This window comes from Sulfurospirillum arsenophilum NBRC 109478, from assembly GCF_000813345.1.
Classification (GTDB): Bacteria; Campylobacterota; Campylobacteria; order Campylobacterales; family Sulfurospirillaceae; genus Sulfurospirillum; species Sulfurospirillum arsenophilum.
The window spans coordinates 859966-882842 of sequence record NZ_BBQF01000001.1 but is presented as its reverse complement, the minus strand read 5'-3'; the positions used below and the strand labels follow the sequence as shown (position 1 = coordinate 882842).

General features: G+C 40.1%; 18 protein-coding genes and 1 tRNA gene. 16 read left to right on the top strand and 3 right to left on the bottom strand.

Features of this window, described 5'->3' with window-relative positions; translation table 11 throughout:
- Positions 1-12 precede the first annotated feature (12 nt).
- The 13 genes from SAR02S_RS04340 (at position 13) to SAR02S_RS04280 (ending at position 18252) form a co-directional block, all read left to right on the top strand.
- A complete protein-coding gene (locus SAR02S_RS04340) occupies positions 13-921 on the top strand; it encodes a NapH/MauN family ferredoxin-type protein (RefSeq protein ID WP_041957177.1) in 909 nt (302 codons plus the stop codon).
- Positions 918-1556, top strand: a complete 639-nt coding sequence (locus SAR02S_RS04335) for an ABC transporter ATP-binding protein (RefSeq protein WP_041957175.1) — start codon at positions 918-920, stop codon at positions 1554-1556. Before SAR02S_RS04340 ends, SAR02S_RS04335 begins: the two co-directional genes overlap by 4 nt.
- Entirely contained in the window at positions 1543-1986 is a 444-nt protein-coding gene (locus SAR02S_RS04330) for a nitrous oxide reductase accessory protein NosL (protein ID WP_052433524.1), read from the top strand. The genes SAR02S_RS04335 and SAR02S_RS04330 overlap by 14 nt, the downstream gene beginning before the upstream one ends.
- Before the next feature lie 62 nt (positions 1987-2048).
- A complete protein-coding gene (locus tag SAR02S_RS04325; protein WP_041957173.1) occupies positions 2049-2558 on the top strand; it encodes a hypothetical protein in 510 nt (169 codons plus the stop codon).
- A gap of 1 nt (position 2559) precedes the next feature.
- Positions 2560-3387: an ABC transporter permease gene (locus SAR02S_RS04320; RefSeq protein WP_041957171.1), complete on the top strand. Its 828-nt coding sequence runs from the start codon at positions 2560-2562 to the stop codon at positions 3385-3387.
- Between the two features lie 9 nt (positions 3388-3396).
- Positions 3397-3867, top strand: a complete 471-nt coding sequence (locus SAR02S_RS04315; RefSeq protein WP_041957169.1) for a nitrous oxide reductase accessory protein NosL — start codon at positions 3397-3399, stop codon at positions 3865-3867.
- Positions 3868-4114: 247 nt separating this feature from the next.
- The gene (locus tag SAR02S_RS04310; RefSeq protein WP_041957167.1) at positions 4115-10834 is read left to right on the top strand and encodes a beta strand repeat-containing protein; all 6720 of its coding nucleotides are present in this window, start codon (positions 4115-4117) and stop codon (positions 10832-10834) included.
- Positions 10835-10837: 3 nt separating this feature from the next.
- Complete coding sequence (locus tag SAR02S_RS04305) at positions 10838-12280, top strand: TolC family protein (RefSeq protein WP_052433523.1); 1443 nt, start codon at positions 10838-10840, stop codon at positions 12278-12280.
- The gene (locus SAR02S_RS04300) at positions 12277-12990 is read left to right on the top strand and encodes an efflux RND transporter periplasmic adaptor subunit (protein WP_041957165.1); all 714 of its coding nucleotides are present in this window, start codon (positions 12277-12279) and stop codon (positions 12988-12990) included. Before SAR02S_RS04305 ends, SAR02S_RS04300 begins: the two co-directional genes overlap by 4 nt.
- Complete coding sequence (locus SAR02S_RS04295; RefSeq protein WP_041957163.1) at positions 12987-14273, top strand: HlyD family efflux transporter periplasmic adaptor subunit; 1287 nt, start codon at positions 12987-12989, stop codon at positions 14271-14273. The genes SAR02S_RS04300 and SAR02S_RS04295 overlap by 4 nt, the downstream gene beginning before the upstream one ends.
- A 4-nt stretch (positions 14274-14277) precedes the next feature.
- The gene (locus SAR02S_RS04290) at positions 14278-16329 is read left to right on the top strand and encodes an HlyD family efflux transporter periplasmic adaptor subunit (RefSeq protein ID WP_041957162.1); all 2052 of its coding nucleotides are present in this window, start codon (positions 14278-14280) and stop codon (positions 16327-16329) included.
- Positions 16330-16468: 139 nt separating this feature from the next.
- A complete protein-coding gene (locus tag SAR02S_RS04285; protein ID WP_369384979.1) occupies positions 16469-16885 on the top strand; it encodes a tyrosine-type recombinase/integrase in 417 nt (138 codons plus the stop codon).
- 188 nt (positions 16886-17073) lie between these two features.
- Complete coding sequence (locus SAR02S_RS04280; protein WP_041957159.1) at positions 17074-18252, top strand: hypothetical protein; 1179 nt, start codon at positions 17074-17076, stop codon at positions 18250-18252.
- Between the two features lie 341 nt (positions 18253-18593).
- Here SAR02S_RS04280 and SAR02S_RS04275 read toward each other — a convergent pair.
- Positions 18594-18670, bottom strand: a tRNA-Met gene (locus tag SAR02S_RS04275).
- A gap of 212 nt (positions 18671-18882) precedes the next feature.
- Here SAR02S_RS04275 and groES point away from each other — a divergent pair.
- From groES to SAR02S_RS04260, 3 genes are read left to right on the top strand one after another with little or no spacing between them, the layout of a single operon-like run.
- On the top strand, positions 18883-19149 hold the full coding sequence (groES, locus tag SAR02S_RS04270; RefSeq protein WP_041957157.1) for a co-chaperone GroES: 267 nt from the start codon (positions 18883-18885) through the stop codon (positions 19147-19149).
- Between the two features lie 29 nt (positions 19150-19178).
- Complete coding sequence (gene groL, locus SAR02S_RS04265) at positions 19179-20819, top strand: chaperonin GroEL (RefSeq protein WP_041957155.1); 1641 nt, start codon at positions 19179-19181, stop codon at positions 20817-20819.
- Between the two features lie 60 nt (positions 20820-20879).
- Positions 20880-21665, top strand: a complete 786-nt coding sequence (locus tag SAR02S_RS04260; protein WP_041957153.1) for a hypothetical protein — start codon at positions 20880-20882, stop codon at positions 21663-21665.
- Here SAR02S_RS04260 and SAR02S_RS04255 read toward each other — a convergent pair.
- Both SAR02S_RS04255 and SAR02S_RS04250 read right to left on the bottom strand, forming a co-directional pair.
- Entirely contained in the window at positions 21662-22495 is an 834-nt protein-coding gene (locus tag SAR02S_RS04255) for a YitT family protein (RefSeq protein ID WP_041957151.1), read from the bottom strand. The genes SAR02S_RS04260 and SAR02S_RS04255 overlap by 4 nt on opposite strands.
- 33 nt (positions 22496-22528) lie before the next feature.
- Complete coding sequence (locus SAR02S_RS04250) at positions 22529-22870, bottom strand: DUF1850 domain-containing protein (RefSeq protein WP_198133071.1); 342 nt, start codon at positions 22868-22870, stop codon at positions 22529-22531.
- Positions 22871-22877: the final 7 nt, after the last annotated feature.

Genomic DNA, 22877 nt, shown 5'->3' with positions numbered 1-22877 from the left:
AAAGGATATTATGTGAGTAGTAAATACGATGAACGAAAAACGATTGCAAAAACATCGTTTTTTTCTACATTTTTGGATGAAACAAGAGATGGAAAAAAGAGATTAAGTATTCGAGCTATCAGGTGGCTTGTTATTATCAGTATTCATCTTTTGTTCTTTTTATCCTTTAAAGTTGATATACAAATACTTGAAGGAACACTCAACGGATCGCGATTGTTAGGATTTCATCTTATTGATGTTTTTACAACATTAGAAGTTTTTTTAGCAACGTATCATATGCCGATTAATATGATTATTGGAACGGTCAGTATTTTAATCGTCTATTTGCTCATTGGAGGAAGAACCTATTGCGCATGGGTATGCCCTTATGGTTTACTCAGTGAAATTGGTGAGAAACTGCATAGTATTTTGGTTCAAAAAAACATTATTAAAGAAAGAAACTTTGATCATCGTATAAAGTATATTTTCTGGGGGATTTTCTTAATCCTTGCCTTTACAAGCAGTTACTTAGTTTTTGAACTCTTTAATGTTGTTGGTATTTTAAGTCGTTTTATAACCTATGGATGGAGTGCTGCTCTGGCTTGGGTCGTAACCGTTTTTTTAATTGAAGTTTTTTTTGCAAGACGTGCATGGTGTAAATACATCTGTCCTATTGGAACAACATACGGCTTTGTTGGGGTTGTGAGTGCTTCAAGGATAGAGTGGAATGATAACTGCGATCATTGTATGGTGTGTCATGATGTTTGCTTTGAAAATCACATTTTGGAACTAACAAAACCACAGTACGATAAGCAACATAAAGAACTTGGCATTAAAAAAGAAATTGTGACCAGTGGCGATTGTACATTATGCGGACGTTGTATTGATGTATGTCATTCTGATGCATTGAATTATACTTTTAGATTAAAGAGTCTTCTATGATAGAAATTCGAAATATCAGCAAAAAATTTGGCAATGCGCTCTCGTTAGATGATCTAACCTTGACATTCAAGAAAGATGATTGTATCGCTCTTATGGGACCTAATGGTGCTGGAAAAACCACTTTAATCAGGCTAATACTTGGCTATTATCATCCGAATAGTGGCACCGTATTGGTTAACGGGCTTGATCCGATTAAAGAGAGGATTAACGTATTACAAAACATTAGTTTTGTTCCCCAACTTCCTCCACCCATCAAATTAAATTTAGAAGAGTTGATAAGTTATGCCTGTAAAAGCACAAAAATGGAAAGAGATGCCATCATCCATTTTGCTAAAGAGATGGAACTTGATATAGAGCCTAATTTAAACAAATCATTTTTTAAACTCAGTGGTGGGATGAAGCAAAAAATGCTAATAGCGATCAGTTTGGCACGTCAAAGCGATATTATTATTTATGACGAACCAACCGCCAATCTTGATCCCAAAGCACGAGACAACTTTCATCGCCTCTTAAAAAATGAAACACGTTCTAAAATTGCACTGTTTGTCACGCACCGACTTGATGAGATGAAAGAACTCGTTAATCGACAAATCTATATGGACTTAGGAAAGGTATTGAGCGATGAAACTCTTTAAGACATTTTTTCTTCTTTTAATGACGATTTTGGTTTGCGGGTGTGACAGTAAGATTGATTTGAGTCCCAAAAAAATTCACTGGGATCGTGATATGTGCGAACGATGCAAGATGGTTCTGAGTGATCGTAAATTCTCAGCACAAGTCATCAACCCTGATAATGGAAAAAACTATGTTTTTGATGATATTGGCTGTGTTATTTTATGGTTTCAAGAAAACAGTATTGCATGGAAAGAACACGCTGTTATATGGGTTAACGATGCTAAAACGGGGGAATGGATAGATGCACGAAAAGCATTTTACGATGTTGCGAACATCACTCCGATGGCATATGGTTTTGGAGCACATGTGAAGAGCGAAGACATTAAAGAAGGTCAAGAAATAATTGATTTTGAAGAAGTGTCTCGAAGAGTTATTAAAATAGGAAAATGATGTTACAGACACGTTATCTCAACTCATTCTATGATTTGTTGAATCACTAATGGAGCTTTGTTGTGAAAAATAAAGTTTTAATTTGGATACTTATTTTATTTCCTATTATTGTGTTGAGCGGATTCTTTTTGTTTTTACATGTAAAGTATCAACTCCCCACTGAAATCACCAATAGCAAAAAAGTTCCCTTGGAATTTAAAGACAACACCATTCAATGCCCACAGTGTCATATGTATCTTATGGGCGTAAAAGATTCTGTACAGATCATTACCAACGATCTTAAAACCCATTTTTTTGATGACATGGGTTGTGCTATTGTATGGATGAAAGAGCAGAAAATAGAAGCACAAACGATAACATTGTGGATATTCAGTAACGATACAAATCGTTATATAGATGCGTTTAAAGCATTTTACTCAATCAATGATGTAACACCTATGCATTATGGATTTGGGGCGTATGAACACAAGAAGGAAGGATTGATCGACTTTAATGAAATGCGCCTTCGCATGCTTAGAGGCGAGAATATGAGCGATCCTAAAATTCGACAACATTTACAACAAGGACACTAAGATGAAAAATTTATTGCTTATTGCTTTTCTCGACATCAAAGAATCTGTAAGAGCCCGCTGGTTTGTTGTTTACACTCTCGTATTTGGAGGGCTTATTGCTCTATTTTTTATTGCAGGTGTTACAGAATCACAAGTGATGGGATTTAGTGGACTGAGTAGATTATTGCTGATGTATATCCAAGTCACGATTGTTATTCTGCCTATTTTTATTCTTATCACCACCGTCCGATCCATTTCAGGTGATAGAGACAACCATATATTAGAATATATGCTTTCATTCCCTATTTCTTTACCACAATACTATTGGGGGAAAATTATTGGAAGATTTACAACAGTCTTTTTACCTGTTTTCTTTGCAATGATTCTCGCATTGGTTATCGGTCTTATCAAAGGTGCCAATATCCCTTGGAATATATTTCTCCTTTATGCTGGACTACTTTTTTCCCTTAGTGCCGCCTTTTTAGGCATATCTTTTTTAATATCTTCTATTGTCAAATCTTCAGAGGTTGCGTTGGGTCTCTCTTTTTTTATTTGGATTGTTTTACTTGCATTCATCGACATTGCTTTAATTAGTCTTATGATGCAACACCGTTTGAGTGAAGAGGTCATCATCGCTATCTCACTCATCAATCCAATGGAAATTTTTAGAGTAGCCGCCATTAGCCTTTTTGATCCAGAATTAACCGTTATGGGACCTGTAGCCTTTTATATTTTGGATCATATCCGTCTTTCTTTCTTTATTTTATTTTCTATTGTCTACCCTATTCTTTTAGGATTAGCCTTTGCATTCTTTGGGTTTCATATCTTTAAAAAAACAGATTTAGTTTAGGAGAAAAAAATGATTAAAAAATTGCTTATTATTGCTTTGATGGTAGGTGCTCTCTTTGGAGCTAAAATGGAAATTTCAAAAGATGCAACATGCCTAATACGAAATATCAAAGTTTATCAAGCACCGGAATGGGCAGCAACAATTCAAGTAAGAAGTGGTGAAGTCATCTATTTTTCAAGCCCAAAATCCATGTTTGAATTCTATTTTGAACCATCACATTGGCCAGAATACCAAGTAAAACAAAATGATGATATGCGTATCAATGTAACAGATTATGAAACACTAGAAAAAATTCCTGCACGCGAAGCATTTTATGTCTATGGAAGCCAAAAAACAAGTCCAGCAGGAGACGATTTACCCGCATTTGCGAACAAAGAGAAAGCAGAAAAATTTGCAAAACAATATCAAGGACGAAGAGTTCTCGATTTTTCACAAGTTTCCAATGGACTCATTAATCTTCTTAATGACAAACTTCGCTAGTTAAAGTACGATGCGAGGCACTTAGCTTCGCATCAAAAACGCTTACTCCCATACACTTTAGAATATCTCTCTACCCATTCTTCAATATCTTTTCTCATAACATTTATACCGCATTCGTTTATTTTAGTAGCACTTGAGATAATTAAGCGATGATTTATAGTGATTATTTTTTTAAATGCAACTCTGATGCAACACATCTGCCTTACAATATGTATAACAAAGAGGTATATAAAAACAAGGATTTGTCATGGAAAATCGAAAACCACTCATTCTTGAACTTGAACCAAGAATTATGTTTGATGCCGTAGGTGCAGCCGTGGTAGAAAAGACCGCCGAAGCCAGTACGACCAACGCTTCGACTGATAATTCCGATCATTCTATCATCACAGCAGTCATCGGTGCCGACGGTGCACCTACGGCAAAAGTCGAAAGCGCTGTTGCTAATGCAAAAGAGAGTATTGCCACTTTTTTCTCTTCTAATACTAACAATGCACAATTAGCTCAAATTTATTCTATTAGCACGCAAGAACAACAAAATACGTTAGATGCACTTTGCGCCCAAATCACCAGCGGAAATTACAGTGTTGACATTCAGATATTGGATGCTAAAACCATGGGAGTGGCAGAAGGCGCTTACACAGCCTATGGACCTGATGGGACACCTGTCATTTACATTAATGGTGATTGGGCATCCAGTATCGATGAGGCCCATCTTGAGAAAGTGGTCATCGAAGAGATCGGACACAATTTTGACACCCTCCTCAACGGAGCCAAAGATAGCACCGGTGACGAAGGTGAAAAATTTGCCACATTAGTTACAACGGGGGCATTAGACCCTACTGTCGGATTAGATAACGACCATTTCACAATGACAGTAGAAGGCGATAAACTAAATGTAGAGCTTGCCTCGTTTAATTTTGTTAATGCCTATGCAATGGTGTATGATTTGAATAACGATGGTTCAATTGTGGGATCAACGGGTGAAACAGCCGCGGCAAAAGAACAAAACTCTCACAATTTTAATACGACCTCTTTAGGGGCAGCAAGTATTAATGATGGTAGTAATAATGTAAATTTTAGCGGCAATGATGTCTCGGCTATAGGACTCAACATTGGTGGTGAGACTTACTATGGCTGGGTTAGCCGTCCCATTAAATCAGGAGGAATTGTCAGAGGATTTTATTTTTGGACGGATGCTGATTTTAACAATAATGGTTCAGCAGCCGCAAATTTAGCCACAGCCCAAGCAGATGGAAATCAAGATGGTGATGGCAATGTAAATGACAACAAAGGCTTTTTACTTGTTGTAGATCAAGCCTGGTTTGATAGTCAAATAGCATCTACCAGTAAAACTGTTGCAACCAATATTGATGGCAATGCATCACTTCATACGTACGCCAATGTCGGCTCATCATCAGACCGTGTTGATAGCGAGATAAATAGTTTGCTTGTCTCTAACGCTGCACCCATTGCCTATGATGATGTCGCAAACGGCACTCCGAGTACTACCGCATCTATTGGGGCAGGTAATACTGCATTGGAGCAAGGGTACAATGCGAATACTTCAAGTGTGATAACACCCTCTATCGTCGGAACAGGAAATGTATTGGTAAATGATACAGATACAAACTCAGACACACTCAGTATAACAACGGTTGTCAGTAAATCGACAGGTATATCGACAACAGCTACCGCATCGGGTGTAGATATCGTAGGTAAATATGGTACCTTAAAGATACAATCAGATGGAACGTGGGTCTACACGCCCGATGATACCAACGCAACTGTAAATGCCTTAAATACGAGTAGTATACCATTGACCGAACAGTTTACCTATACCGTCATCGATGGCAAAGGTGGGACAGCTACTGCAACATTGACAACGAAAATCAACGGCAGCAACGATGCCCCAGTAGCAGGCAATGACTATAACGTTGCAAAAGAATCAACAACGACGGCAACAACAACTACAGCTGTAACAGGGTACTCGGCTATAGGAAATGTTTTACCAAATGATACGGATGTAGACAATACTTATAAAACGCAAACAACGGATGGGACTTTACCATCTGGTGACTTTTCGATTGTAGGGGCTTTTGTTGAAGGTAGTGCAATTGGTGGAACCATAAGTGTAGTCAAAGGAACAGCTACCCTAACGTTTAATACTGCCTCTGGATTTACCGCTGTAAAGTCAGGTGATGATTTATACATCAGCCCAGATAATGGAACCACTTACTACGCAGTATACGACAGTACTGGTACAAATAGAATTACGCTTACAGGAGATCCTGTGACAACAAATGGGGTAACCCTACTCTCCTTGTCGGCAGATCCAGGTAGTTATCGAGCTGACGCTACGGTTGGAGGATTACATACTTTTAGTACAAATTATATTACCTACTTGACTACTAATCCAAATGTGCGTTTATATTCTGATAATGGGGCAATTGACTACACTGCTGCAAGTAATCAAGGAAAAACAGCAACCGTTAATGCTGTTACGTCAACAGGCTATACAACAATTACGGGGTTGAGTGCACAGGTTGGCACAATTACCAAAGGAATGACTGTTTCAGCGGACAGTGGTGTTCCAATCGGAACGACGGTTACTGATATCGTTGTAACGAATGGAGTTATTACATCCATTAAACTTAGTTCGGACCAAATAACAAGCTCCAATGGAACTGTATTTAGATTTACGGGGAGCTCTGGCATAGCTCAAACGCTTCAAGGGACACATGGTACATTGGTCTTAAATACAAATGGTAGCTATGTGTATACACCAACAACGGACAACAATTATCTATCTTCCGGGCAATCCGCTGTAGAAGTTTTCAATTACACTATGCAAGACAGTGGCGGCTTACAAAGTAACGCAAAACTCTACATCACCGTTTATGGTTCAGGAACGGCTGATCCTGTCGTTGTGAGTGATTCTGTAACTGTTTACGAATCGGGAGTGGGTCGAACTTCAGACACTCCATCAACGGCTACAAGTGATAAAAATGCCGTCTTCCTTGGTGAAAATATTTCTACGACAGCTGTAACAGGAACAACAAGCGTTGCCAAAACGATCACGTATAATGTACTCTCTAACGACACTGCTGGAACGGGTGGCGTCGTAGCAAGTTATACAAACATAGACGGGACGAGTTCAACCAACGCAGGCTCCCAACTTACAGGTAATTACGGGTACTTGACCATATCAAGTACAGGGGCAGTTACTTACACGGTGAGAAATGATGTAACTGCCGTTCAGTCTTTGCTTCCTGGTAGCACATTGGCTGAAACGTTTAACTATAAAGTCACGAATACCGCTGGTGGAGTCAATTGGTCTACAGTAACCTTTACGATTCAAGGAACGAATGACGCTCCTACTACTTTTACGGACACGGTTACTGCCTACTCTGGGCAAAGTGCAGCAACGGGGAATGTACTGACAAATGACATCGATGTAGATTCTGGTGATACAAAAACGGTGACTTATGCACAGTTTGGCACGACAGCTACGCCAAGCACGGCTATTTCTACGGCTACGACCATTGCAGGCACTTACGGTACCTTGACACTGAATCCTGATGGAACGTATTCGTATGCGATTGATGAAACTCTTGCAAGCGTTCAAGCTCTTGCCGCAAATGCAACGGCAACTGAAACGTTTAGCTATCAGATGAAAGATACAAACGGTGCAACTTCTGTAGCAACTTTGAGCGTCACCGTAACAGGCCAAAACGATGCACCAGTCAATAGTTTCCCTTCATCAGTAACCGGTAGTATCAATACGCCAATTACGTTTACAGGATTAGTCTCGGTCGCAGATGTCGATGGGAATTTGAGCTCGGTTACAGTACATGTAGATCATGGAACTCTCACATATTCAGGAAATTCTACCCCTTCTGCTGATCTTACTATCACAGGGACACAAGCTCAAATCAATGCCATGTTGGCTTCACTGAGCTATACCCCAACTGCTAATTTTACCGGTACTGACTTCCTCACTATTTTTAGTCAAGATTCAAATAAAGCCTACGATAGTGATGGATTTGCTATCAATATTCCTACACCATTTAATGGTCCAACAGTTAAAGAGAGCGACTTATCTACGGGGTCAACGCCAAGTGGAACAGGAGAGACAAACAGCGCAACATTATCTACTCCTACAGGACAAAATTTTGGTACAAGCACACAGTCTGGAACAGATACTTATGGTACGTGGACACTAACAACTGGAGGTGTATTTACCTACACACTTACCACGGCACCACAGGTTTCAGGTGATTCATCTACAAGAACTATTTATGTTACGACTTACGATCAATTTGGCAATGCAACGTCAAACCCTGTAACAGTCACGATTAATGATGACGCCCCCACAGCACAGGCAGATACCAATTCAGTAACAGAAGGTTCTGATGTTTCAGGCAATGTACTTACAGATGGAACAGCGGATATTTTTGGTGTGGATGGTGCGAAAGTAACCTCTCCGGCTGGTGGCGTTGTCGGTGTTCGTGTAGCAGGTAGTGACACCACAACCGCCATAACCACAGGCGCTAATGGTAGTACTTACATTTATGGAACATATGGTTATCTAACGATGAAGCATGATGGTAGTTACACTTATTACGCTACGGCATCTATTTCAACCAATCAAACCGATACATTTGTCTACACGATTGAAGACAAAGATGGTGACCAATCTACTGCTACATTGACGATCGCCGTGAACAATATTGATCACATGTCAATCACTGTAAATAGTGCAACTCCTGTAAATGAAAACTCACCGTATGCCTTGTTTATGGTTGTACCTACCAACAGCACAAGCGCAGATATTATTGATCTGACTTTACAAAACGCGACTTCTGGTACAGCAGCTACATGGAGTGGTTTTACAACGATTGAATATTCAGCTGACGGCACACACTGGACAACGTATGACAACTCACATAAACCCGTTGGCGGTGTAAGCTTGTACTATGTTCGCGTCGATATCAGCTCTGAGAAAGATACGACCTATGAAGGAACAGAAACCTTTGCTCTCAAAGCTTTTTATACGAACGCTACGAGCATTTATGCTAGTGAAAATAGCACTATCGTCGATGATGGAACTGGCACTAAGTATAACGGAATAATTACGGGTGGTTATCCGGAAACGAGCACAACTGGTTTAGATGATGACAGAGGCTTACATGTAAGTGATATAAGCGTCAATGAGGGCTCTCCCTACGCAGTGTTTACAGTAACAGGGGTATCAGGACAACAAGTTTCGCTGGCTTTAGGAAATACAGCATCAACATCAGATGTAGATGCAACACTTGGAACCGATACAAGCAATGCTGGGACGGCGGTTTCATTACAATATTATAATGGTTCTTCGTGGGTAGATTACACACCAAGTAGTTATGTGACTATTCCAAGTGGGGGAACAACACTGCTTGTTCGCACAGCGATCACGAATGATACAACCTATGAGGGAGCAGAGACATTTACGTTAAATGCTACGAATACAGGTGGAATAACTACCAGTGGAACGGGTACAATCCATGATGATGGTACGGGTACCTATTATCCAGATGCAAACCCTACAAATGCAACAACTCCAGCGACAGATTCAAGTCATACATTAGACAATGACAAACCTGCAGTTTCCATTGCAGTAAGTCCCGCAGGTATCGTAGAGGGTGACACGGGTGGTTCAGGCAATACAATGACCTATACAGTGAGTTTGAGTCATCCTTCCGCATTTGAGACTAAAGTGTATGTAAACTTGAGTGGTACTGCAACTTCCACAACAGACTACACGGCATCAGGTCTCTCAAGCGATGCGAATGGTACATATGTTACTATCGCTGCTGGTGCGACAACAGCTAACTTCAATGTAACTTCTGTGGTTGATAACACGTATGAGGGAGCAGAGACAGTTGTTGCGACAATCGATACCACAACACATGTACCAATGACGAATGGTGAGACACTGACAATTACTACAGCAGCAGCGACAGGGACGATTACAGACATCAACCACGCACCGACAGCTAGAAATGATACCTTGGTGACCAATGAGGGCACTGCTAAGGATCAAACTTTACCAAATGCAACAGATAGTGATGGGGATAATGTGACCTATGCAAAAGCGACTGATCCTAGCCATGGAATAGTCACCGTGAATGCAAATGGAACTTATACCTATACGCCATCAACGAACTATCATGGAACAGACAGCTTTACGTATACGGTCTCTGATGAAAATGGAGGAACGAATACGTATACGGTGAGCATTACAGTCAACCCAGTCACCCCAATTAAGCACGCGCTAGTAGAACCGACCAATCCAGTACCACTTTCGCCACAACGACCGACAGAAATTCAGTTACAGGTTCAAACAGAACCGATTGTGACCAAAACCTTGCACCAGTTACAAGAACAAACAGAGAGCATCGTGGTAGAAAAAGCCATTGAAACGTATAAAACACCAGAATCCTTGCCACAACCAGCCCATAATGACAACACCCAAACAATGGTCGTCAATCATACTGGACGCATTACCTTAGACTTTGAAGGTCAGCATGAAACCACCAACAACGACGTCATCGAAGTGCGTGCGTTCAAGATGGACCCTAGCTTTGTAAAAGTTATCGTCAAAGACTCTTCGTATCAAGAGGGACAGGCTAAATTTGCATTGTATGCTCTTGATGGTACCAAGTCACCTAATTGGTTGAGCATCGACTCACAAACTGGGTTAATTACAGGCACTCCGCCACAAGGAACAGAGCATATTATTGTTCAAGTTAAAATCATCGGCAAAGACGGTAAAGTGAAGTCTGTCGATGTTGAAATCAATGTGGCCAAAAAAATAACCTTGAGCATAAACGGTACACTGTCCCAGCAAATGCAGATGTATGCTGCTCAATACCGAAATAGTGATCAGTTGATCACACTTTTGCATCAATCCAACACTGGAGCATAAATTATGAAATATTTTAACCATACATTAAAACTAAGTCTTGCAACGATCATTTTTCTTTCCTTGTCCGGCTGTTCAGTTGCCGTCCAACAACTTAGCCAAGAGGAGATCAATACTTCATCAAAAGCTGATTTGGCAGAGCTCAAAACGGTTCAACAGCCCGTTCTAGCACCAATTTCAATAGATGAAGCGATTCAGAGGGCATTGATGTACAACCGTGACCATAAGCTGAAAACACTTGAAGCACAATTTGAAGAAAAACAGTTAGCGATGGCAGAATACGGTATGTGGCCGACACTTATGGCACAAGGTGGCTATACAAATCGTAGTAATACCTCTGCCAGCAATAGTCGCAATGTTCTCACCAATGGTCAAACATATGATTATTCAACCTCAACAGACGATGATGTTAAAACCGCAGAAGCGCGTATCTCATGGAACATTATTGATTTTGGTCTTTCGTATGTTCGCGCAAAACAGCAAGCCGATAAAGTTCTTATAGCACAAGAACGTCAGCGTAAGATGGACAACCAAATCGAACAAGATATAAGAGAAGCCTACTGGAAAGCAGTTTCTGCGCAAAACCTCTTAGCACAGATCGAACCAGTGATCGTAGAGGTTCGCCAATCCATCGACGAATCCAAACAACTAGAGACATCACTCACAGGAAACTTGATGGATTCATTAAGCTTTCGTCGCGAGATGCTCGATATTCTTATCTCGTTGCAAAACTTCAGAAAAGACCTCTTAAATGCAAAACCAAGATTGGCTGTTTTGATGGGAATGGTTCCGGGAACACCCTTTGAGCTTTCGGGAAAGATCGATGAAAAGGCTATTAAAACACTTCATTTAGATATGGAAAAGATGGAAATGCTCGCTTTTGCCCATCGTCCTGAGCTGATGGAGAGCCGTTACCAAAACCGCATTAGCCTTCAAGAGACCAAAGCGGCTATGCTTTCTTTGTTACCGAGCATTTCCTTTGATGCCGGTACCAACTACACAAGTAATTCTTACGCTTATAATAACTCGTGGTTTGATTACGGTGCCCATGTCAGTATGAATCTCTTCAAAGTCTTTACGATCAATGATCTGCAAGAGCGTGCCAAGATGGGTGAAAATGTGGCTCAAGAACAACAAAAAGCTGTTGCGATGGCAATCTTGACACAAGTGCATCTTGCGGATATTCGTTATAATGAAGCGCTTGAAGGCTGGGATGCTAGCAACCAATATTACACTGTCGTTCAAAAGATCAGTGACATTAGTGAAAAGGCCAATGCCAATAATATTGGTACAAAACAGCAACTATCACGTGAAAAGCTCTCAAAACTAATCGCCAACGTAAAACGCGATATAGCGTATGCAGAGGTACAAAACAGCTACGGCAATCTCTTCTTTAGTATCGGATTGCCAAACAATAGCCACCAAATAGAGCAAATTGTACAACCATGAAAACATTACCTTTTTTAGCTTTATTGGCACTCATCCTTAGCCTACAACCGGCGTTTGCCCATCGCGCAATCGTTGAAGCCAAAGAGCAAAGTGTGCTTTCAAGCGAATTGGCCGCCAAAATCATCAAACTCCCTTTTCGAAATGGGGAGTCCTTTCAAAAAGAGAGCGTTTTAATCGAATACGACTGCACGTTGATTAAAACGCAAAAAGAAAAGATCGACGTCGAACTTGTCGGACTGAAACAAAAAGCCGATGCATACGATCGAATGGTGAAACTTCATTCGATGAGCGAGTTGGACGCTGTGATAGCACGCTCTGAGGTGAGGAAAAAAGAGGCTGAATTGAAAATGGCCACGATTACTGTCTCCAAATGCCAAGTCAAAGCACCCTATGCGGGCAAAGTCTTAAAAACATTGGTGCATGAATACGAATATGTCGGCGAACAAAAAGAGCTGATTCAAATCGTAGGCACGCAAAATCTTGATTTAAATGTTTTAGTACCTGCATCCCTAATCGCCTCACTCAAAGAGGGACAAGGGGTTTCGTTTATCGCGGATGATATAAAATTCCTTGCAGAAGGCGTGATCGTTGGTATTGACCCTGCGGCCGATCCTGTAAGCCAGACCATTCACATTCGCGTCAAATTAATCCGTTTTGATGAACATATCATCCCAGGCATCGTCGGCGATGCCAAGTTTGGTGTCCTATGAAAGAGCATATCCTTTCTATCGTCGAGATTGAAAGTCGTCTTCGACATTCACGCGATGCCCATGAGACTTATCTGCTGGCCGTCAACGTCTTTCGTGAACTTTTGGCGCATGAAATGGCAATCGGTTTTTCCTATAAAGGCTATTTGAAAGCGGTTGCATACTCCGATCTTCCCGATTTTAATAAAAAATCGCCCTTTGTCACGGCCATCGCACATCATATAATACAGATGGATTTGACACAAGGCTCTAAGGTCATTCCTACAGAAGAGCTCTCACCAGAACTGCACCATCAAGGCATCGCTTACGCACTGATCGTTCCATTGATTCATCCTACCAACAGGCGACTCTTGGGAGTATTGGTCTTTGGCGCTATTAAAGGCTTTAGCAACGAGGCTGTGGCCATTGTGAATCATTGTGCGGAGACCATCGCACTTGTGCTTGCTGCATTTTCACACTCTTATTTTCCATCCATTTCAAGGCTCAAAACATGGGCAATAATCGCTGTAAGTGCTAGTGTGGTGATGCTGTTTCCCGTTCATTTATCGACACAAGGCAAAGTGCAAGTTGTAGCTTATGAGCCGACGATTATCACTGCCCCGATGAATGGTGTCATCAAAACTGTCAAGGTCAAAAGCAATGACACGGTCAAAAAAGGAGATCTTCTTCTCACATTTGACGATACAGATATAGTCGGTAAACAGCGCATTACGGCACAAACCATCAATATTTCTGCTGCTGAGATCGTTAAACAAGAAAGATCCTCGTTCATCGATCCAAGCATCAAAAATAAACTCGAAGAATCCCGTGCAGAGCGCGCCGTCAAAGAGATGGAATACAGTGCTATTACCGCCCAGTTAAACAAATTGACACTCAATGCTCCTGTCGATGGAACGATTATTTTAGATGCTCCACTCGATCTCATCGGCAAACCCGTTAAAACAGGTGAAAAGCTTTTAAGCATCATTAACCCTAAGAAGGTTGAAGTCGAGATACTGCTTGCGGCACATGAATCCAACGTCGTGTCGTTAAACGACAGCGTCAATATTTACCTCGATGACAATCCTCTGCATCCAGTTGAAGGCGAAGTCTATAAGATCAATTATGAACCTGTGATTGCCCCTTCCAATGTGTTAAGCTACAAAGCCTTTATACGCCTAAAAGATGTCTCACGTCAGCCTTCGGTAGGGATGTGCGGTAATGCCAAAATCCAAGGCGAGAGCGTCCCTCTTTTTTGGTATATCTTCAGAAAACCGATTGCCTATGCGCGATGGTATTTAGGCTAAAGAGATGCTTCTAAAACTACGCGAAGATATCGAAATTTCAGCTTCAGATGAAGAACAATGGACTCTGCATGACAGGGCTTCTGGCAAATATTATCGGCTCAATGAGCTCTCTTTTACGATTTTGTCTTTTTTGCAGCAAGCTAAAACAGCGGATGAGTTGCTCTCTTTGGCAAAACAGTATGTGATATGCACCGAAGCCGACGTACAAGAGACACTGGAATTTTGCAAACGCAATTTTTTGATGCAACTCTCAAAAGAACATCTTAACGATTTAGTAACGCTTTCCCAAAAACGAACACACGTAAAATGGTACACGAAGCTCATCCACAGTTATCTTTTTTTTAAAATTCATCTTTTCAATCCCGATATTTTTTTAGAGAAGACCCTAAAATTTGTGGAATTTGTTTATACGCGTTCTTTCTTTTGGATGATTGTATTTCTCTTTTCCTTGAATATTTTGTTCATTTTTGACCGCTTCCCTGAGTTCATCTCAACACTGACCAATTTTGCAACATTGGATGGGCTTATTTATATGGCACTCTCGATCGTAATCGTGAAACTGATCCATGAATTAGGACATGCCTATACTGCCAAAAGAGCAAAATGTTACGTGCCATCAATGGGCATCGCATTTATGGTTTTTTACCCGATGCCCTATACCGACACATCTGATGCATGGAAACTGCCGCATAAACAGCGCATGCATATCGCACTTGCGGGGATTAAAGCCGAGCTAATTGTTGCTAGTTTTGCCATGGGTGCGTGGCTGTATCTCGCTGATGGACTACTCAAAAGTCTCGCGTTTTTCATGATCGCCGTTTCGCTCATCAGCATGCTCGTGGTGAACCTAACACCGTTTATGCGCTATGACGGCTATTATGTGCTCAGTGATTATTTGGGAATCGAAAATTTACATCAGCGCGCTTTTTTACAGGCTAAAGCCTTTATCAAAAAACATTTATGGGGTATTCGCGTCCCTGTTGAGCCTTTTCCTAAATACAAGAGAAATTTTTTAATTCTTTTTGCTTTGGTGACGTGGGGATACCGTTTTGGTCTCTTTTTAGGAATCGCGTATCTTGTGTATAATCATGCGTTTAAAGCGCTGGGTATCCTTTTGTTTTGGATAGAGATCTGGTTTTTTGTGCTGCAACCCATTTTTCGTGAAGTGAAAGAGTGGTATCAATTGCGATCCAAAACAACCTTCCATGTAAAGTTACTTGTCAACTGGGTGATCTTATGTTTGGTTGGTCTGCTTTTTTTGATCCCTTACACCACAACCCTTCGGTTGCCAGCGGTTATCGATTCCAATACCACGACGGTTTTATATGCAGACTATGACGCGCAACTCATCTCAATCAGACCTGAAGGTGCAATTCATAAAGGTGATTTGATCTTTTCAGCAACCTCCATCAGCAATGATCTGGACCGGCAAATAGCACAAAGAAAACGCGACTTATTTCAACAGCAATCGGCCAATGCATTTACGTCCAATGACACCATGCGCGATCATAAAAAGTATCAACAGATGGAACAAGGTGAAGAATTTAAAATTGACGCAGCAAACGCTATCCAAGACCATATAGACCTTTATGCCTCGGTCGATGGCATTTTAGAATATAACACCCCATTATCGAAAGGGGAATCTGTCGGGGCAGCACAGCCGATCGGTAGGATCATTGATCCCACTTCTTTGCTCGTGAGCGCTTATATCTCCGATGTTGATCTCTCTTATATCAAGGAGGGAATGGAAGGAGAACTGTTCGATACGCTTACATGTAAAACAATCAAAGTTAAAATCGAATCAATTGAGCACAGTCCGATTCATTTTCTCAATGAACCGCTCCTCAATTCTAACTATAAAGGGGCCATCACTGTCGGCAAAGAAAATATTCCAGAGCGATCAAAATACAAACTCACCCTACGCGTTATAGAAAGTTCAGATATGCTTTATTATCGCCATGTGGGAGAGGTAAAGATCACTATACATTCGATCTCATTTTTCGAAAAAATGTTGCATTCCATTGTTTCTTTATTTCTTCGAGAGAATAGTTTTTAACGATATTGTGCTAAAAACGATTGATGTACATGACAAGCAACAATCCACATCTTCGATCAATACCGTTTTCTTTTGTCACTCAGCGTAACATAATGGTATTATCTTTCCTATGAATTTAAAGCATTGATCTGTCAACACCATTACTATTCAAAGAAGTCAAAGACATGGCAAGTTAAAAGAAACGAAAACCAACATCGTCAATACGGTTTACATGCCCTCGCCTGTTAAAGAAGCTTTACAACTTCACAGACAAACTGCAAAGAGTGATTTGTGGGTCTTCCCTAATGAAAATACGCTACAACCATACTTCGAGTCTTGCCCTATCGTTAAAACGTATTTAAAGCCGCTTCTAGAGTGTTTAAACATACCTTACAAAACCCTCTATGCAACACGTCACAGCTTTGCGAGTTCTGTTGTTGAGAAAAACCTGCCAATCACTTTGGCACAGAAGTATTTAGGACATCAAAAGCTTTCTACTACGATGGACTTCTACGTTAAGAATGGGTGGATGGATGTTGCTAATATTGACAAAGAGATTGATAGGTTGTTTGCGTAGGTGAGGTAGGGAGTTTTTAGAAAAAAGATAACCCGTTGGATGTTAAGTTCTGATGGGTTAACTGTTTTTTGATCAAACAAAGTTAAAAGTCAGCCCATGTTCCTAGGATTTAAAAAGAAAAATTTTGTTATATTATGGACTTACAAGAGGTTTATACCAAATACTAATTTAATTATGTGGAGAATATAATGGCACTTAAACCAGTTGATACTTTTTGCAATAGCTCTATTAAACTACCTTCTTCATTATTTACTCTACATAAATATGAACTATTTCCATATGAAAGATTCGCATATAATATACTTCATCTTGGTATTGAAGCATTAAATAAAGTTGATTTACCAGAAAGTATTACAGTTGATTACACAAAATTAAGTTTAGATAGTGACCCTTGGTTGATAAATGCTTCAATAACAAACAATCGTTCTCGGAGTGGAGATTTATTAGGATTTGAGGTAAATTTACCAGAATTTCTTCCTGTGATAATACATCTTTATATTCACATAGTGGCAAATCAATTTTTTGATTATAAAAATTTAATCTCGTATAATCAAAAAGAAGAATCACTTAAAACAAGCATTCAATCATTATTTGATGTTCTTAATAAAAGCGTTCAATGCTATAAAAAAAATACCAATAGTATTGGGCTTGCGGTTAGAGAAGCTTATAGTACAATAGGATATGGATTTAATGACTTAAACGATTCATACAATCATTTTGATTTGTTAACAAAATTAATTGGAAATCATGAGATAGCTCACGCATATTTAGGTCAATTATCTGATTGGAAAAGGGGTCCAGAAATTGATTGTTCTGCCTATGAGCTCCTCGCTGATCTATTGGCTATAGAATGGTTTTATATACACATGATAAAAAATACTCCACAAACACCTGAATACTTTAACATGAGAGGTGTGAAAAATTTTTCTGAGGCACTTTGTAGGAATGTAGATTTGGTTTTTGAAAGTCACCAAAGCTTATTACTGTTAATGGGAATTGCTGGTGCACAGAGAATGCGAGGGAAAATAACACTTCAAGGCAGTGGAGTTCACCCTAACGGTTTATTAAGACATTTATTACAGCATTGTCATTTATACACATTAATTCACTCAAATTACTCAAGCGATTTATTAGATGAAAAATCTATAAATTTTATTGACAAAAAATATGACCTTATTATGAAAATACTTTTAGAAAATGGTTTTATATCAACACAAGATGTAAATACTTTAATAAATGGTGAGACTTATCAAATACTAGAAAGAGCCATACAAATAATAGAAGAAAAAAAACTACAACCATTAAAGCACATTCAAATGTTTTTACAAAGTTATCTAGACACAATGAAGAAAAAAACTATTAGTTAAGCAGCAGAAAAACAATGTTAAATCATCCTAAAAATTCAAGTTGGATTGGATCTATTTTTTACTTGATTATCTAAAATAAAGATCAACGATAAACAGTTAACTGACCAAAGACTTAGAATAAATAGGCTATAAAAATCTGATAATTGTTTTTTTGTTCATCTCATATATCAATATTATAAGTAAAAGCGAGAACATATGCAAGGTATTTTCAGAGTCTTTTCTGAGCCAAATTGTGCCAAAAATGAGTCAAAATTTTAGACCTCCGACTCCAGAGAGAATAATTAAAAGTTATGATTGAGTTGTTTAAAAGTTCGATAGTATAGGGATTTGTGAAGAGTGAGTGGTGTCAAGAGAGGGACTCGAACCCTCGACCTCCGGCTTATGAGACCAGCGCTCTAACCAGCTGAGCTACCTTGACATGGTTAAAAGAGGTTGGCATTATATAGTCATAAAACTTATACTTAGGTTAATTATAGTGTCTTTCTTAAAATATGAAAAAAAACTGAAAAACATTGAGTACAATAGACTAAACTTTTACCGCTTTTTTCTTGACTTTTGAGCCATATTTGTGTAAAATTTTGTCACTCGAAATAAGCGAGTGCTAAAAATTTTAGTCAAAAGGACATACAAATGACTTTCAAACCATTAGGAAAAAGAGTACTTCTTGAGAGAATCGAAGAAGCGACTACCACTGCTTCAGGTATTATCATCCCTGACAATGCTAAGGAAAAACCTCTTAGCGGTATTGTTAGAGCGGTAAGTCCAAAAGTTGCAGAAAAAGGTCTTGTTTCAATTGGAGACAAAGTTGTGTTTGCAAAATATGCAGGTACCGAGCTCACTTTAGAAGGTAAACCATACCTTGTAATGAACACTGACGATATCTTAGGCGTTTTATAATTAATCTATAATAGAAAAAGGAAATAAACATGGCAAAAGAGATTCAATTTTCAGATAACGCACGCAATGCACTTTATGAAGGTGTCAAAAAACTCAATGACGCTGTAAAAGTTACAATGGGACCACGTGGTCGCAATGTTTTGATTCAAAAAAGCTTTGGCGCTCCTAGCATCACAAAAGATGGTGTTTCTGTTGCAAAAGAGATCGAACTTAAAGATACTATCGAAAACATGGGCGCTCAACTTGTTAAAGAAGTTGCTTCTAAAACGGCTGACCAAGCGGGCGATGGTACAACGACTGCAACGGTTTTAGCACACGCAATTTTCAAAGAAGGTCTTAGAAACATCACTGCTGGTGCAAACCCAGTTGAAGTGAAACGTGGTATGGACAAAGCAGCAGAAGCGATCATCGCTGAGCTTAAAAAAATGGCAAAAGCGGTTAAAGATAAAAAAGAGATCGCACAAGTTGCAACTATCTCGGCAAACTCTGACACGGTTATCGGTGAGTTAATCGCTGAAGCTATGGAAAAAGTAGGCAAAGATGGCGTTATTACCGTTGAAGAAGCTAAAGGTATCCAAGACGAGTTAGACGTTGTTGAGGGTATGCAGTTTGACCGTGGTTACCTTTCTCCTTACTTTGTGACTAACCCAGAAAAAATGCAAACGGTTTTAGAGCACCCTTATATTTTGTTATTTGACAAAAAAGTTTCTAACCTTAAAGACCTACTCCCAGTACTTGAGCAAGTTCAAAAAACAGGTAAACCTCTTCTTATCATTGCTGAAGACATCGATGGTGAAGCATTGGCAACCCTTGTTGTGAACAAACTCAGAGGTGTTTTAAACATCGCTGCGGTTAAAGCTCCAGGTTTTGGCGATAGAAGAAAAGCAATGCTTGAAGACATCGCTATCATCAGTGGTGGTGAAGTGATCAGCGAAGAGCTAGGACGTACACTTGAAGCAGCTACATTGGCAGATCTTGGTCAAGCAGCACGCATCGTGATCGACAAAGACAACACAACCATCGTAAATGGCAATGGCGATAAAGCTAGAATTGATGCACGTGTTGGTCAAATCAAAGCGCAAATCGCTGAGACAAGCAGTGATTACGATAGAGAAAAACTCCAAGAGCGTTTAGCAAAACTAAGCGGTGGTGTTGCGGTCATTAAAGTGGGCGCTGCAACTGAGACAGAGATGAAAGAGAAAAAAGATAGAGTAGATGATGCACTTTCAGCGACTAAAGCGGCTGTTGAAGAAGGCATTGTTGTGGGTGGTGGTTCTGCATTCTTGCTTGCAAATGCAAAAATCAAATTAAATCTTACAGGCGATGAAGCTATCGGCGCTGAGATCGTTACGCGTGCCCTTAAAGCACCTCTTAAACAAATCGCTGAGAATGCTGGCTTTGATGCAGGCGTTGTCGCAAACAACGTTCTAACAAGCAACAAAGCAAACTATGGTTTTAACGCTTCAACAGGTGAGTATGTGGATATGTTTGAAGCAGGCATCGTTGATCCTGTTAAAGTTTCTCGCATCGCACTTCAAAATGCGGTTTCTGTTGCAAGTCTACTTTTGACAACGGAAGCTACTATTAGCAATGCAAAAGAGGACAAAGCTCCATCAATGCCAGATATGAGTGGCATGGGCGGAATGGGAGGCATGGGCGGAATGATGTAATCATTCCCTCCTGCGTTACATGTAAAGCCATTTCGGTGGCTTTACGCTTTCATCATCACCATGAAAAAACTTACCTTTAGCCTCATCCTTCTTTCCCACACACTCTTTGCTGCTGACTCACTCATCGATGCCTTACTTGATGGCAATTTAACACATAAAATCAATGCTAGCTACAATGAAGGAAAAGAAGAGGACGAGACTGCATTTTCAAGCACTAAAACCCAAAAGATTCTTTTTCACTACCAGACCGCTCCCGTAGCAGGTTTGAAACTTGAAGTTGCAACCCAGTCTTTTGCGTCAGAAATGCACCAAAGTAGTACGGACAATACGATCTACTACACCGAAGCTCTGTACCATGGCAAAGCAGAAGAGCTTGGGTATAAACTGAGTGCAAATTACTATGCTGACACTTACCGTCAAAACATCGCACAAAGTGGTATCAGTACAACCAATGCATTTGGGGTAAAAGCGCAAGTGAATTATGAGAATTTTGGAAGTTTCATCGCCTACTCTAAAGTCGGTGAAGGCAGTCATAGCGCAAGTGGCGACTTGGAAGGCAAAGATCATCTTCTGCCAACCTCTTCCGCTCTGAGTTCGAACAATTATACGCCCAACACCTCTGCATACGCCGTGGATCTAAATTACTCACCTCGTAAAGACGTTACGCTAGGATCACGCTATGTCATTGCCAATGAGATGCAAACCAATCTCTCCTACACGGGTGTCTATAGCAATTTTCAGCTCAATGAAATCGTCAAAGGACTCAACCTTGGTATTTCCTACGATAAAACAGGTATTGCCAAGCAAAACGATCAGTTTGGGATTAACATCAAAAGTAAGTTTTAATGCCCACGACCTAAGAGTTCAGACGCTTCCATAACCACCATAAACGCTTCAGCATCAACTTTTTGAATCAGCTCTTTTAAACGTGGTACTTTGCCATTTTCGACAACTAAAAATATCATTCGTTTGTTTTCGTGCTCAAAAATACCATTACCTTGCACAATCGTGCCGTTTTTACCCAAATGAAGCACAATTTGAGAGCAAAGTTCTTCGATCTTGGTTGAAACGATGTGTACCACTTTTTTAGAAGGTCCACGTGTTAAAAACATATCGATACTCTTAGCCGTAATGTAAATGCTCACCAAACTCCACAAAGCCAAGTCAACTTTACCAAATAAAATTGCAATCGCTATAATAACAAGCATATCGATGAAAAGCATCACAGAAGAGGCTTTAATGCTCGTCTTAGACGCTACGATTTTAGCGATAATGGTCGAACCCCCAGCAGAAGCGTGACCACTTAAAATAAGCCCTAAACCAATACCAACAGCAATGCCTCCAAAGATAGCCGCCAAGATAACATCGTGGCTGAGAGCGCTTACATGTAAATATTCAACCATCACATCAATACACAAAGAGGTAAAACCAATCGCGATGATACTGCGAATCGTAAAATGCTTTCCAAAATATTTTGTACCCAACAAAAGAAGCGGTGCGTTAATAAGCACCATAAGCATTCCAACAGGCAGTTTAAAAACGTAATGCCCCAAAAGCGCCATACCAGATGTTCCACCCGTTACCAAAGCATTGGGAATAAACAAAGAGACAACACCAAAGCTCAAGAAAAGCGAGCCTAAAAAAATATAACTGTAGTTTTTGAGTTCTGATTTCACTAAAAAGCCTTACATGTAAAAATTGGCGGTATTCTAGCGTTCGCAGGCTTCAAGAACAATAGTGTCAATTTGAGGGAGTGTTAAGAAGAAGTCACTCAGCGGTGTACATCTACCATCAAAACAAAGTTCATACTCTTTTGTAAACGGAGAATGTGCAAGACGGAGTGCTTGAAGTGGTGCGACATGAGGCGTATAGTGCCAAGCACCCTCTTTAAATACAGCATCCAGTGGTGGCTCCATCCCTGCCCCACTTCCACGCACACTGGCAGAAGTTACATGTAAAGATTTCCCCTCGACTTTCCACTGCTCTTCCCAGCGTACTTTTTCAACCGAGTGCATCCAAGCGAGGGTAAAAGAGTTCAGGAACAGTGTCACGGTTACT

What these genes read in the sequence shown, in the direction of transcription:
- SAR02S_RS04335 (WP_041957175.1), top strand. Translation starts at nt 918, where the DNA reads ATGATAGAAATTCGAAATATCAGCAAAAAATTTGGCAATGCGCTCTCG.
- SAR02S_RS04330 (WP_052433524.1), top strand. Translation starts at nt 1,543, where the DNA reads ATGAAACTCTTTAAGACATTTTTTCTTCTTTTAATGACGATTTTGGTT.
- SAR02S_RS04320 (WP_041957171.1), top strand. Translation starts at nt 2,560, where the DNA reads ATGAAAAATTTATTGCTTATTGCTTTTCTCGACATCAAAGAATCTGTA.
- SAR02S_RS04315 (WP_041957169.1), top strand. Translation starts at nt 3,397, where the DNA reads ATGATTAAAAAATTGCTTATTATTGCTTTGATGGTAGGTGCTCTCTTT.
- SAR02S_RS04310 (WP_041957167.1), top strand. Translation starts at nt 4,115, where the DNA reads ATGGAAAATCGAAAACCACTCATTCTTGAACTTGAACCAAGAATTATG.
- SAR02S_RS04305 (WP_052433523.1), top strand. Translation starts at nt 10,838, where the DNA reads ATGAAATATTTTAACCATACATTAAAACTAAGTCTTGCAACGATCATT.
- SAR02S_RS04300 (WP_041957165.1), top strand. Translation starts at nt 12,277, where the DNA reads ATGAAAACATTACCTTTTTTAGCTTTATTGGCACTCATCCTTAGCCTA.
- SAR02S_RS04295 (WP_041957163.1), top strand. Translation starts at nt 12,987, where the DNA reads ATGAAAGAGCATATCCTTTCTATCGTCGAGATTGAAAGTCGTCTTCGA.
- SAR02S_RS04290 (WP_041957162.1), top strand. Translation starts at nt 14,278, where the DNA reads ATGCTTCTAAAACTACGCGAAGATATCGAAATTTCAGCTTCAGATGAA.
- SAR02S_RS04280 (WP_041957159.1), top strand. Translation starts at nt 17,074, where the DNA reads ATGGCACTTAAACCAGTTGATACTTTTTGCAATAGCTCTATTAAACTA.
- groES (WP_041957157.1), top strand. Translation starts at nt 18,883, where the DNA reads ATGACTTTCAAACCATTAGGAAAAAGAGTACTTCTTGAGAGAATCGAA.
- groL (WP_041957155.1), top strand. Translation starts at nt 19,179, where the DNA reads ATGGCAAAAGAGATTCAATTTTCAGATAACGCACGCAATGCACTTTAT.
- SAR02S_RS04260 (WP_041957153.1), top strand. Translation starts at nt 20,880, where the DNA reads ATGAAAAAACTTACCTTTAGCCTCATCCTTCTTTCCCACACACTCTTT.